Annotated in this window: 10 protein-coding genes and 3 pseudogenes; 4 read left to right on the forward strand and 9 right to left on the reverse strand. The window is 42.3% G+C overall.

Annotated elements, in window-relative coordinates; translation table 11 throughout:
- Positions 1–19: 19 nt before the first annotated feature.
- Positions 20–1,078, reverse strand: coding sequence for a M20/M25/M40 family metallo-hydrolase (locus tag B9Y67_RS05015; RefSeq protein WP_085505699.1), 1,059 nt, complete (start codon positions 1,076–1,078; stop codon positions 20–22).
- Between the two features lie 197 nt (positions 1,079–1,275).
- Here B9Y67_RS05015 and B9Y67_RS05020 point away from each other — a divergent pair, with 197 nt between their 5' ends.
- Entirely contained in the window at positions 1,276–1,845 is a 570-nt protein-coding gene (locus B9Y67_RS05020; RefSeq protein WP_085505700.1) for a thioredoxin family protein, read from the forward strand.
- Positions 1,846–1,978: 133 nt separating this feature from the next.
- A complete protein-coding gene (locus tag B9Y67_RS05025) occupies positions 1,979–2,971 on the forward strand; it encodes an ion channel (protein WP_085505701.1) in 993 nt (330 codons plus the stop codon).
- On the opposite strand, the gene B9Y67_RS05030 is transcribed toward B9Y67_RS05025, so the two are convergent.
- The 6 genes and pseudogenes from B9Y67_RS05030 to B9Y67_RS05060 all read right to left on the reverse strand — a co-directional run bounded on the left by B9Y67_RS05030 (position 2,960) and on the right by B9Y67_RS05060 (position 9,904).
- Positions 2,960–3,364, reverse strand: coding sequence for a YugN-like family protein (locus B9Y67_RS05030; protein ID WP_085505702.1), 405 nt, complete (start codon positions 3,362–3,364; stop codon positions 2,960–2,962). The two genes, B9Y67_RS05025 and B9Y67_RS05030, sit on opposite strands and share 12 nt — an antisense overlap.
- Positions 3,365–3,488: 124 nt before the next feature.
- Positions 3,489–4,277 (reverse strand): annotated as a pseudogene (locus B9Y67_RS05035) (group II intron maturase-specific domain-containing protein); the annotation flags it as partial.
- A 22-nt stretch (positions 4,278–4,299) separates the two neighbouring features.
- Positions 4,300–5,966 (reverse strand): annotated as a pseudogene (locus B9Y67_RS21195) (IS1182 family transposase).
- Positions 5,967–6,187: 221 nt separating this feature from the next.
- A pseudogene (locus tag B9Y67_RS05045) lies at positions 6,188–6,640 on the reverse strand (reverse transcriptase domain-containing protein); the annotation flags it as partial.
- 597 nt (positions 6,641–7,237) lie between these two features.
- Positions 7,238–8,584, reverse strand: coding sequence for a glucose-6-phosphate isomerase (locus B9Y67_RS05055; RefSeq protein ID WP_085505705.1), 1,347 nt, complete (start codon positions 8,582–8,584; stop codon positions 7,238–7,240).
- A 153-nt stretch (positions 8,585–8,737) separates the two neighbouring features.
- A complete protein-coding gene (locus B9Y67_RS05060) occupies positions 8,738–9,904 on the reverse strand; it encodes an iron-containing alcohol dehydrogenase (protein WP_085505706.1) in 1,167 nt (388 codons plus the stop codon).
- 139 nt (positions 9,905–10,043) lie between these two features.
- Between B9Y67_RS05060 and B9Y67_RS05065 the strand changes: the two genes are divergently transcribed.
- Complete coding sequence (locus B9Y67_RS05065) at positions 10,044–10,283, forward strand: DUF378 domain-containing protein (RefSeq protein WP_062440791.1); 240 nt, start codon at positions 10,044–10,046, stop codon at positions 10,281–10,283.
- A gap of 66 nt (positions 10,284–10,349) precedes the next feature.
- Here B9Y67_RS05065 and yugI read toward each other — a convergent pair whose 3' ends face one another.
- Both yugI and B9Y67_RS05075 read right to left on the reverse strand, forming a co-directional pair.
- The gene (gene yugI, locus B9Y67_RS05070) at positions 10,350–10,748 is read right to left on the reverse strand and encodes a S1 domain-containing post-transcriptional regulator GSP13 (protein ID WP_085505707.1); all 399 of its coding nucleotides are present in this window, start codon (positions 10,746–10,748) and stop codon (positions 10,350–10,352) included.
- A 318-nt stretch (positions 10,749–11,066) separates the two neighbouring features.
- Positions 11,067–11,540 carry a hemerythrin domain-containing protein gene (locus B9Y67_RS05075; RefSeq protein ID WP_085505708.1) on the reverse strand — a complete coding sequence of 158 codons (474 nt, stop codon included), beginning with the start codon at positions 11,538–11,540 and terminating at the stop codon, positions 11,067–11,069.
- Positions 11,541–11,706: 166 nt separating this feature from the next.
- Between B9Y67_RS05075 and B9Y67_RS05080 the strand changes: the two genes are divergently transcribed.
- Entirely contained in the window at positions 11,707–12,876 is a 1,170-nt protein-coding gene (locus tag B9Y67_RS05080; RefSeq protein ID WP_085505709.1) for a MalY/PatB family protein, read from the forward strand.
- Positions 12,877–12,910 lie beyond the last annotated feature (34 nt).

Here is a 12,910-nt window from a genome sequence, read left to right on the forward strand (position 1 = left end):
CTGGCCACATTCATTGTTCTTAATCCTCCAATGGATTTAGGCTTTCTTTTCCTGTCATGTTAGCAATCATTTCCACCAGTAAATCAATTTCTTCGTCGATATCTTTGATGCTGGCCGTTTCTACTGGAGAGTGCATATATCGAAGCGGAAGAGAAACCAGGCTTACCGGAACCCCTTTTCCTGTCAGCCTCATTCTGTCGGCATCTGTCCCCGTAGCTCTTGGAGTCAGTTCATATTGCACCTCCATTTCAAGCGATTTTGCCGTTTTTTCAAGGAGTTGATTGATCTTCCGGTTGATCGGTGCTCCTTTTGCCAGTACAGGTCCACCTTCTAAACGGACATCTCCATATTTGTTAGTATTGACACCTGGATAATCGGTTGCAAAGGTGACATCACAGGCAATCGCCATCGTTGGTTCAATTCCAGCTGCTGCAAAATAGGCTCCTCCCATATTTGTCTCTTCATTGACAGTGGAAGCGGCATAGACACCCACTTTCAATTTTTTCTTTGAGAGTCTACGCACTACTTCTCCCACAATGAAAGCACCTGTACGATTATCAAGCCCTCTTCCAGCTACATAGCGGTCCATCATCACTTCCGGTTCCCGCTTATAGACCGCCAAATCACCTATTTGCACCAGTTCTTCCATGTCCTCTTTTGATTTAGCTCCACAATCAATAAACAGATCTTCCAGACCAAAGTCATCCTTAATCCCACCATGATGCTGGGCGTTAACCCCAATGACTCCTGTCACTGTTTTTTGATAGCCAAGTACTTGTACCTTCATACCGATTGCAGCTTTGGGGTTAATTCCTCCCATTTTGTCAAAATGCAGGTAGCCTTTCTCATCAATCCGATTGATGACCAATGCGATTTCATCACAATGTCCAGCTAAAAGTATTTTGAAATCAGCTTTGGGATTGAGAACAGCAATTGCATTGCCTGCATTATCGGTGAGCAATTTATCAGCATAAGGGCTAAATTCTTTCATCCATTTCTTTTGGATCTCCATTTCCATACTGGAGGGGGATGCTGTGTTTAATAATTCCAATAAAAAGTCCCTGCGTTGTTGTTCCATATTTGTTCCTCCTTCTACCACTGCTTTCTCCATCATACCAAAAAATCAAATCGCAGATGAGAATGTTTTTTAAGAAGATGTTTTATGTTACACAAGCTTCTTTTACACTTTGATAACTTATTAAAAATGTGTGCATGATTCATTACAAATCGGGGAATGGATTCTTGATATGTTCATTATTACGAGGAGGAGCTAACATGAATCTGGAAGAATGGTTTGAAAAAGGAATAACTGCACAAGAATATGTAGAATCAATGGGTAAATACCAAAAAGATTTTATTCATATATATGAGAACTTCCATATCCCTACGGATGATCAGCCCTTTTTTGAGTATTTGCAAAAACAGAATTTACGAGTAATCGTTTTAACAGAAGATTGGTGCGGAGATGCCATGCTTAACATACCTATTTTGTTAAAGTTCGCCGAGGCAGGTCACATGAATGTTCATTTGTTAGCACGTGATGAAAACCCTGAATTAATGGATGACTATCTGACAGGAGATGCCAGGTCTATTCCTATTTTCATTTTTATTGATCCAGAAGGAAATGAAGTCACCCATTGGGGGCCGAGAGCAGAGGCTATTCAACAATTTATCGAAAAATCCAGAAACGGTCTGCCTAAAAAAGATCCAAAAGATTACCAACTGAAAGAAAAGCAAATGTTTCAATTCATAACGAAAGCTTACCGTGATAACCAGGACTTTTGGAGTGAAGTATATGACAGTTTAAAACAGTCACTCGGACAGTTGGAATCAAGCCTGCCATAACACGGCAGGCTTTTTTAAATTGTATTATCGAAGGAAAGGTTGTCTATACTTAATGTTAGAAAAGCTTGTTTTGTCTTTTTTTGCTAATACTAATAATTATCTACTTTAAATGCTAGAAAGGAGGCGTACCTGTATGTATGGTTTTGTTCAGTTTTATTTCCGTTTACCTATATTCGTACGCCTTCTTCTCACGGTCATCATCTTCATGGTGTTTTTTGGAAGTGTCATCCATTTGCTTGAGCCCAGTCATTTTCCCACACTTTTTGATGGCGTATGGTGGGCATTCGTTACAGGATCGACTGTAGGTTACGGAGATTATGTACCGTTAAGCACTTCAGGAAGGATTGTTGCTATTTTACTGATTCTAGCAGGTGGAGGCCTTCTGACTTTTTATATGGCAACTATATCTGCAGGAACGATTAAGTATGAACGTGATTTATCAAGTGGAAAAGTCGCCTTTAAAGGAGAAAATCATATTATCGTGGTGGGCTGGAATGAACGCACAAGACAACTGATTGATATCATGCAAAAACAAAAAGACCCGGAAAAAGTAGTGGTCATTGATAAAACAATGAACATGCTCCCCTACCGGCAATATCCGGTTCATTTTATACGTGGTGATTTTTACGAAGATAAAATCTTATTTATGGCAAATATAACCAAAGCTCGTAAAGCTCTGATAACCGCTGACCCTTCGCAATCGGAAGATAAGGCAGATCAGGCAGTTATATTAGGTATTGTTGCGATGAAAGGCTGTAACCCTGACCTTAATATAACAGCTGAAATTCTTACCGACAAACAGGTCATCAATGCAGAGCGGGCAGGAGCGAAAGACATCATCCGATCCAACGATTTTATGAGTTCTTTATTTTACCATGAACTTTATCGGAACGACCCTGTCCAGCCATTTAAATTGTTATTGAAAATCCTGACGGAGGAACAGTTTTATGAACTCACCCCACCCACCCATTTAATTGACGCAAACTTTTCAACAGGGGCAGCTTACTACGCTGAAAAAACTTCCATTCTCATTGGATTGCTAAGACAAAATTCCTTGCTGATTAATGTCGATCCACAAGAATCAATACGTGAGGACGACCGACTGGTTTTATTGTCACCGAAGTAAATGAGCTTCCAGCTCTCTTACTAGTTCTCTGCCGATTTCAACATATTTATCCGGAACCGAAGCATCGGGGTCAACGGGTTCAGAAAATTGGTCAATGGAAGCTTTACCGACACCAACATGTACGTGATCGTCCATCCCTCGCTGATATTTATGGGAAAGTAGAAAAGGCTCACCTAATTCAACTATTACATGGTAGTCGTCTAAGGACCCTTGTTTTGCTTGAAATGGGACACGCAGAAACTGGTAACCTCCCTCGTCAGCAATCTTATAATCAAAATAACCATGGTCATAATCCCAGTTGCCACCTATTTGATAACCTAGAGGTTTCAAGGTCTGTTCTAATTCGCTCAAAGTGAAAGCTTCACCTGTCAGTTTTGAAGTTACAGGAATCACAATCATCACTCCTTTCTTGTTACCATCCCCAAAATCATTGAAGTTTATGAATCGAGTAGGAGGAGGTGACTAACCTCCGTCCTCTCACACCACCGTACGTACGGACCCGTATACGGCGGTTTCTTTAAGATTGACGTAAGAAAATATATCTTTGATACAAACTGCGAAGCCCTAAACGACTCCAGTAGGAGTTGTTTAGGGTTTTGCTTAGTATAGGACTCTCCGCAATCCGCCAGTATCCTTTTCTGGTGTTCGCCCATTCGTGGGCTTTCCACTTTGGAACACCTAAGCTAATCAGTTTCCTCTTGCGAGTCTTCGGAAGTTTCCATTCTTTCCAAAGACACATCCTCATTCGGCGACGAATCCATTTGTCCAAGCTGGAGAAAATGCTTTTCGTATCTGCTAACGCAAAGTACCCACACCATCCAATGAGGTATTGATTCAGTTTCTTGATACGATAGTCCATGCTCCAACCTTTTGACCGGGAGGTTAATTCCCGAATTTTCTTCTTCAGACGTTGTACACTTTTCTTATCCACGCGTACCTTCGGTTCGCGATGAGACGTGAAACTGAACCCCAAGAACTTTCTTCTCCATGGTCGGTCGACAGCTGATTTCTCCCGGTTCACTTTTAAGTGGAGTTTCTTCTCGATGAATGCGGTAATCAAGTTCATCACCCGATAACCTGCCTTCCGGGAAGAAACGTAGATATGAAAGTCATCGGCGTACCGAACAAAGTTGTGTCCTCTCTTTTCGAGTTCTTTGTCTAATTCATTAAGAACAATGTTGGCTAAGAGCGGGCTTAACGGACCACCTTGCGGAGTTCCTTCCTTCGATCGAACACAAACGCCATTCATGAGTATCCCCGATTTCACATATCGTTTGATAATCCGGAGAAGTCTGCTGTCTTTGATGGGGCTGTCCCATAAGTCCTCTTTAAAATGGAAAAACCACGAAGAAATTGATTTTTCTTCGTGGTTTTTTCGTTGTGAGCTTATTTCCCCGGTGAAACAGGCGGTTCCACTCCGCCTGTTTCAGGAAGTTGTGGGCGATGGCGACCAGCCCAAACTCTATATTCACTTTATCGATGCCCCGGAGAGAAAACCTCCGGAACGACCGATTGCCTTTGATATGACCGAACACACTTTCCACCTCAACTTTTCGTTTGGCGTAGATTTGTGCTCCTTCGTCACACCAAAGGCTTTCCCTTGCTTCCTTCTTCAGTTGTTCATATGCCGGGTTATAGTAAACACGCCGGTTTCCTTTTGCTTTCGTGCATTTTTCTTTTATAGGGCACCCGGTACACGCTTCACATTCATAGACCTTGAAGGCTCGCGTGTATCCGTACCTATCGGTACGGTGAGAATGGAATTGAAAAGGGACCTTTCGTCCATTCGGACAAATATAATAATCCCCTTCTTCCTTGTACTCCCAGTTCATAACCTGGCTTGGGTCTTTCTTGAACGAACGAGACTGCTCTTTTCGCATCGTGTTATATGGAATGAGTGTATCAAACCCTTCCTTCTTTGCGTATTTGTAATTGGTTTCTCCGCCATAACCTCCATCAGCGACAATTGTGTTGGGGAACGGAAGATCTGCAGCCTGCAGCTTTTGAAAATGCGGTTCAAAACAACGGGTATCTGTTGGACGCTGATGGATCGAGTAGCCGATGATGAATTGATTCTCTGTTCCTGCCTGCACATTATAACCCGGTTTCAGTTGCCCATTCTTCATATGATCCTCTTTCATTCGCATAAAGGTGGCATCCGTGTCTGTCTTAGAATAACTGTTCCGGTCACCGAAGGTGGCCAGCTGGTTTTCATACTTTTTTAAACGAGGAAGGTAGTCCTGGCTCAACGTTTTATAGATACGTCGTTTGGCGCGGAATACTTCCTTTTTTTCTTTCTTCTTTACCTTATCAGCTTCCTCTTCGACCGCCTTTTCCGCCTGTTCCACCTGAGCTTCTACCTGCTCGACAACTTTTTCAAATTGCCGGAAGTTACTCGCTTGGCAGGAGATTCCTCATTAGTAAGTATGTTTTCGTCTAACTCAATAGCTTCTTCAATATCCGCGAAAGTTTGATCCAACTTTTCCTGTAAGTTTTTTTCGTAACGTTGGACGGATTTTTTCCACACAAATGTATACTTATTGGCATTTGCCTCTATTTTTGTTCCATCAAGGAAATAATTGTCCATGGATATGTACTCTTGATCGATCAGAAGCTTAATCAACTCAGTAAATAAAGGTTCAATAATTGCTTTCATCCGTTCTGAACGGAACCGGTTGATGGTTCGGAAATCTGGTGACTGTTGGCCGGCCAGCCACATCATCGGCAGATGTTCTCGAAGAGCTTTGGCGATTTCGCGGCAGGAATAGATTTTTTGCGTGTAGGCGTATAAGATAACTTTTGTCATCATTTTGGGATGATAGGAGCTCCGACCGCCGCCTTGATATTGAGAGAAAAAGATGTCATCGTTGACCTGTTCCACCATGGCATGAATGACACGGACCACATGGTCCTCAGGAATTAAATCACTGAAGTCCATTGGTAGAACCAATTGCCCCATGTTATAATCAATGAAAGTAGCTGAAGAGTTACTCATAAAAAAAGAAGGTTTTTGTATTGTTGATTGCCAATTTGGGCAGGGAAACGATGAGACTCCTACGGGAGAGGCAAGACTGACGAGGCCCCGCAGGGCGAAGCCTGAGGAGACTTGTCGTCTTCCCCGTGGAAAGGGAATCGTTTCCCAGCCCCACTTTTCCAGTATCAACAATAATGAAAAAAGGCTGCCCCTATAAGTCTCTTATAGACTTATGGGACAGCCCCCATTAGCTTGTCATGATTGACTTTGTCGAAGAACTTTTCTAAATCCATATCTACGACCCAGCGGTTACCTTCTCGAATGTACGCTTTCGCCTTGCGTACCGCCTGATGGGCGTTTCGCTTCGGGCGAAAACCATAACTGTGTTCAGAGAAGGTGGGGTCGAACACCTTGGTTAGTTCTTGGGCTATGGCTTGTTGGATGAAACGGTCCACCACGGTAGGGATACCCAACAACCGTACTCCACCGTCTGGTTTCGGGATTTCGACTCGACGTACGGGAGAAGGTTGGTAGGTTCCCTTCTCAAACTCTGAACGCAAGGTAGACCAGTGCTCGGTTACATGCCTTCGCAGGTTTTGTACGGGCATGTTGTCGACCCCATGGCTCCCTTTATTACGTTCCACGCGTTTCAACGCTTGTGTGAGATTTTCCCGTGATAGGATGCGTTCCATCATTAGATATCTCTCCTACGCGAGCGATGTTCTTTCTTCGTTTCACCTTCTGTTCCACCCTCTCAAAGTCCCCCATGGACTTCACCACTTCCTCCTTTGAGTAGACTCCTGCGGAGTTGGCTGTGTCTTCACAGAGAAGTGCATCCGAAAGGATCGCTCTTGCTTAAAGATTCAGTCCTTCCCTTCCTACCTCGAGTTAGGAAGGTACTATGACCTCGGCTGACTTCTGCAGGATCAGCTGTCCATCACTGAACAGGTTGCGAAGGGTACCTCGCGTATCCGACAGACCTCCCCGGGTAAGTGCGCAAACTTCCTCTCCATGTACCCGCCTCATTTACTGCCAATTCTCTTTGGTCATTCGGGCTTTGGTGTGTTGTGCCACCTCATCCTAGAATGACAGCCTTCTATGAGATTCGTGTTCCTCGGGTCGGAGATTTGCCTCCAGCTTCCTTCAGATTCCAGGTCGTCCCAGACACCCTTGCCTTCAGCTAACGGTTACAATGACCTTCACCGCTCGGGACTTGAACCCTAAAGCGTGCGCACATGCCGGGCACACACATAAAAAAAACCCCGCTTCCCGCGGGGCTTTGCTATTTTTACTTACAACCGTTTTTCCAGCTCTTCTTTTTCTTTTTCGAATCCTGGTTTACCAAGCAAGGCGAACATATTCTTCTTATACGCCTCGACTCCCGGCTGATCGAAAGGATTGACACCTAATAAATATCCGCTGATGGCACATGCTTTTTCAAAGAAATAAACCAAATAGCCAAATGTATAGGCGTTCAACTTAGGAACATGAACAGTCAGATTTGGAACCTGACCATCTGTGTGTGCAAGCAAAGTACCTTCATAGGCCTTTTCATTAACTTCATCTACTGTCTTACCTGCAAGATAATTCAAGCCATCCAGGTTCTGTTCGTCTTCTTCAAGCGTAATATCTGATTTTGGTTTCTCTACTTTCAATACCGTTTCAAACAGGTCTCGCCGGCCATCCTGAACATATTGACCAAGGGAATGAAGATCTGTCGAGAAGTTTGCAGATGCAGGGAAGATTCCTTTCTGGTCTTTCCCTTCACTTTCTCCAAACAACTGTTTCCACCATTCCGCAAAGTATTGTAAGGCTGGTTCGTAATTAATAAGCATTTCAATCGACTTGCCTTTATTGTAGAAAATATTCCGTACAGCAGCATATTGGTATGCAGGATTTTCGCTCAGTTTAGAACCATTTAATTCATCCATTCCTGCTTTCGCGCCTTCCATCATGCTGTCGATATCAATACCACTGACCGCTATCGGCAACAGCCCTACCGCTGTTAATACAGAGAAACGGCCACCAACGTCATCCGGTACTACAAAGCTCTCATAGCCTTCTTCATCAGCTAATGTTTTCAGAGCGCCCTTTTGCTTATCTGTGGTCGCATAGATACGCTTACGAGCTTCTTCTCTTCCATATTTCTCTTCCAGAAACTTACGGAACAATCGGAATGCGATGGCAGGTTCCGTTGTCGTGCCGCTTTTGGAAATGACATTGATGGATACATCTTTATCTTTCAATACATCAAACAGTTCATTCATATATGGCGCGCTAATACTATTACCAACAAAAAATACCTGTGGTGTTTTTCGCTGTTCACCACTCAATTCATTGTAAAAGCTATGGTTTAGCATTTCTAATGCTGCACGAGCTCCTAAATATGACCCGCCAATACCGATAACCACCAGAACGTCACTATCTGACTGTATTTTCTCTGCTGATTTCTTGATACGGCTGAATTCTTCTTTATCATAAGTTTCAGGAAGATCAAGCCATCCTAAAAAATCATTGCCAGCTCCTGTCTTTTCATGTAAGGCATGATGCGCGAGCTTGACTGCATCTTCCATATAGTCCAATTCGTGCGTTTCGAAAAAAGGTAAAGCTTTTTCATAATCAAAGCGAATATGTGTCACTTTTATCCCTCCAGTTTTTCTGAATAAAACCAATCCAATTTCACTTTAGCGGAACACACCGTGCAATTCAAGCGCGTCCCAGGATGAAAGCGGATACAAGTGAAATTTATTTTTAAAAGCCGTCTGGCTGCCTGCCAGACGGCTTTTTTCTCATTATTTGGACATTTCTAGAATAGTTGCTACATCATCGTTCTCCAACTTATTAAAGTTACCGAAAGAACCACGTTTCATTGCTCTATCCACAATCAGCTCAAATTTCGAATCATCGATATCATAATCCCGCAAAGTTTCAGGAGCACCGAGTGATGACCAGAACTTACGCAATTCTTCAATCCCTTGCAATCCAGCTTCACGGTCTGATTTACCTTCTGCATTGACGCCGAACACCTGGACAGCCAATCGCTTGAAACGGGCAGGGTCCTGATCAAGGTTGTGCTTCATCCAATTCGGGAAGAGGATTGCCAAACCTCCCGCATGAGGAATATCATAAACTGCCGAGACAGCATGTTCGATGTTATGCGTGGCCCAATCACCACGATAACCCATCTGGAGCATGCCATTTAACGCAATTGTACCCGCATATAAAATGGTTTCCCGGTGCTCATACGACTCCAGGTCACCCAGCAGCTTCGGCGCTGTTTCGATGACAGCCCTTAAGACCCCTTCACACATTTCATCCTGTACAGGTGATTTCGTGGGATTATGGAAATATTGCTCTAGAATATGGGACATCATATCTACAATGCCATAAATCGTCTGATCACGAGGTACAGAAATAGTATGAGCTGGGTCAAGTATAGAGAATGAAGGATACGTATATGGAGGATAGCCCCAACCATATTTTTCGTTTGTCTCCCAGTTAGTGATTACTGCACCTCCGTTCATTTCAGAACCGGTCGCCGCCAGAGTGAGCACTGTACCGAATGGTAAAGCTCCTTCCGGGACAGCTTGTTTTGTTACAAGATCCCATGCGTCTCCTTCGTATTTTGCACCAGCCGCAATCGTCTTCGTACAATCGATTACGCTTCCTCCGCCGACCGCTAAAAGAAAATCAATATCCTCCTGCTTGCATATTTCCACACCTTTTCGGACGGTAGCAAGCCTTGGGTTCGGTTCTACTCCAGACAATTCAAATACTTCCGCACCAAATGTTTTTAATTTATCCAGCACTTTATCATATATGCCATTTTTCTTGATGCTACCTCCACCATATACCATAAGAACTTTTTTCGTTCCTTGTGGAAGCTCATCAGGAAGCTTTTCCAGCTGGTCTTTTCCAAAAATCAACTTCGTTGGATTATGAAATTGAAATGCATCCATTTTTATCAAAACTCCTTTCTTTCCCAATTAATTATGACGAACTTATCCAAATTTCTCAAAACATAAGCAATATGCATATTATATGGATTTCGAGAAAACCTAACAGAGAACCTATTCTTAACTAATTGGAGGGAAAAACATGGATACAATTAAACGGATAGCATTAATACTAACAGTTATAGGAGCAATTAACTGGGGATTGATTGGATTGTTCCAATTTGACCTGGTTGCTGCCATCTTCGGCGGTGGTGAACAAAGTGGTGCATTTGCCCGTATCATCTACACGCTAGTCGGTATCAGTGGTATTATTGCGCTATCTTATTTGTTCCGTCCAGAACTGGAAACTGCTGATCGGACAGAACCGAATACTACTCGATAAAAACAACAAGGCAGTCACGATGAGTTCGTGACTGCCTTCTTCATATCTTCCTGGTCAGGAATAGTATTAGTTGTTTTTGTTATAGGTCTTAGAGCGATCTTCCGATTGCTCAATCCACTCTTGCAACTTGTCTTTCAACGTGTTGAACCCTGCTGAATTATCTTGAGTTTGTGCTTGTGCAGGCTGGGAATTACGTGGACGACGAGGTTGTTTCTTAGGTGCTTCCTGAGTAGCACGGATAGAAAGAGAGTACTTGTTCTTCTCTTCGTCGATATTCAGAATTTTAACCTTTACTTCATCGCCTTCGGATAGATGTTCATTAATATCCTTTACATAACCGTGTGTCACTTCAGAAATATGAACCAAGCCTTGGACTTGATCGTCAAGGGCAACGAATGCACCGTATGGTTGAATTCCAGTAACTTTACCTTCTAATACTTGACCTGTTTCGAACTTCTCTGACATGCTATACAACTCCTGATTTATATATTATTATACTTTTACGCAATTATTGATTCTATCACATTAATCAGCTGCTGGCAAAGAATACTCGCAAATTGCAACAAAAGTTCTAAAAAACAGGAGCTACGCTTAATGTTACTAATCGAATACTTTAATTTATCGAAATGAAACATCCTATTCCAAAAAAATCAATGAATCTATGAAAAAATTATTAAAAACAGGTTTAAACAATGTTTAATCTGGTAATAATGAGTAACGTAAGACTTTCTCGTATTCCCCCTGTATAAGCAAAGCGGTAACCGCTTTGCTTTTTTTTATTTGTTAGACAAGTTTTTCGTGCAATGTAAGAATTTCAGGAAAGAGGTTTTCCTCTTCCCGGATAAAATGAGCAGTTACTGCCTCCAGCGCAAAACGGAGGCTGATTAACACATTAGCCTTTTTTATTTCTACTGTCCTTTCGTGATAACGCTCAGCCATGAATAAGAACTGTTTGATGTATTGTTTTATTTGTTTATGTTCTAAATCAAAGGTGAAATAAAGATAACCATGTTCTTCCGTTTCATTTAACAATAAAGGAAAGAGCTCCTTCTCTTCTGAAAGCAAATGGGCTTCCAATTGTTCATAGAAATGCTTGACTGGCAAAACAAGTTCCTTCATATCCTCATAAGAAATCTGCACAGACCGCTCAAGGTTAGTCAAACAGTCATCAATGATCTTCATTTCTGACTGCAGGGACTGGTGATCCTTCAGGAACTGATCTAATAGTAATGGGAGCCCGCCGTCATTATGCAACATTTCTATCACCTCCTGTTATTCTCTTACAATATAGCTCATATTGCGGCTTAGAAACATGATGTTTGTCACAATCAGTTATTTATTTTAATAAAAACAGCTTATTTCTCATTTCTAACAGTTTTGGTTAAGATGAAAAGGTGAAGGAAATTAAAAGGAGTGATAAGAAATGAGCCGATTTTATGAAGTGAAAGACCGAATGGGTACACGCTCTGTGAAATGGGATATGGCGGAAAAGTTATTCAAATCCAAAGAAGTGCTTCCTATGTGGGTGGCAGACATGGATTTTCAAGCCCCGCAAGGCGTGATCGATGCCTTAAGGGAAAGAGCAGCGCATGGCATTTTTGGATATACGTTAACAGACGAGTTAATTGGAGGAACGATATACGACTGGGTAAAATCACGGTATAATTGGACAATTGATACAAACTGGATCACCTATAGTCCAGGAGTCGTCCCCAGCCTACATATGATGGTGCAGGCCCTTACAGAAAAAGGAGATAACCTTTTGATTCAGACTCCTGTCTATCCCCCATTCTATAAAGTAGTCGAACAACATGAGCGCAATATTATCAAGAATGAACTGATCTACAGAGAGAACCGTTACGAAATTGACTTCGATGATTTCGAAAATAAAATAAAAGAGAATGATGTAAAAGCATTCATTCTATGTAACCCTCATAACCCTGTGGGGAGGGTATGGACAGAAGAAGAGCTGAAGAAAATGGCAGACATCTGTTTAAAACATAATGTCCTCATATTTTCCGATGAAATTCATGCAGACCTTGTCCTTCCTGGATATAACCATACACCGATCGCTTCTTTGTCAGAGGATATCAACCAAAAAACGATCACCTGTCTATCACCTACCAAGACTTTCAATTTAGCAGGACTACAGGCATCGTATGTAATCACTGCCGATAAGAAATTGAAGAAAAAAGTGGATGATAAGTTCCTTGCTCAGGGAATGAACATGCTGAACACAATGGGGATTACAGCTTTAGAAGCTGCTTATCAACATGGTACAGAATGGTTAGAAGAACTCATTGGAATCATAGAGGAAAACAAAAATTATGCGCTGAAACATTTGAATGCGACAGGAAAAATAGAAGTCGTAGAACCAGAAGGAACTTACCTCTTATGGCTCGATTGTAAAAAAACCGGTCTTGCGCATGAAGATTTGAAGACTTTTATGCAGGAGACCGCAAAAGTAGGACTTAATGACGGCGCCTCTTTTGGTAAAGAAGGCGAAGGATTTATGCGCATGAACATTGCCTGCCCTAAAGCGACACTCGAAGAGGGCGTAGACCGCATCGTACAAGCGGTGAAAGAACTTTAATATGAAAAAAGACGGGCTTATAAAGCGCCCGTCT

The organism is Thalassobacillus devorans (assembly GCF_900176565.1).
Taxonomy (GTDB): Bacteria; Bacillota; Bacilli; order Bacillales; family Halobacillaceae; genus Thalassobacillus; species Thalassobacillus devorans_A.

Coding starts and splice junctions, on each gene's coding strand:
- B9Y67_RS05015 (WP_085505699.1), bottom strand. CDS start 1,078: ATGGAACAACAACGCAGGGACTTTTTATTGGAATTATTAAACACAGCA.
- B9Y67_RS05060 (WP_085505706.1), bottom strand. CDS start 9,904: ATGGATGCATTTCAATTTCATAATCCAACGAAGTTGATTTTTGGAAAA.
- yugI (WP_085505707.1), bottom strand. CDS start 10,748: ATGTCAGAGAAGTTCGAAACAGGTCAAGTATTAGAAGGTAAAGTTACT.
- B9Y67_RS05075 (WP_085505708.1), bottom strand. CDS start 11,540: ATGTTGCATAATGACGGCGGGCTCCCATTACTATTAGATCAGTTCCTG.
- B9Y67_RS05080 (WP_085505709.1), top strand. CDS start 11,707: ATGAGCCGATTTTATGAAGTGAAAGACCGAATGGGTACACGCTCTGTG.
- B9Y67_RS05020 (WP_085505700.1), top strand. CDS start 1,276: ATGAATCTGGAAGAATGGTTTGAAAAAGGAATAACTGCACAAGAATAT.
- B9Y67_RS05065 (WP_062440791.1), top strand. CDS start 10,044: ATGGATACAATTAAACGGATAGCATTAATACTAACAGTTATAGGAGCA.
- B9Y67_RS05025 (WP_085505701.1), top strand. CDS start 1,979: ATGTATGGTTTTGTTCAGTTTTATTTCCGTTTACCTATATTCGTACGC.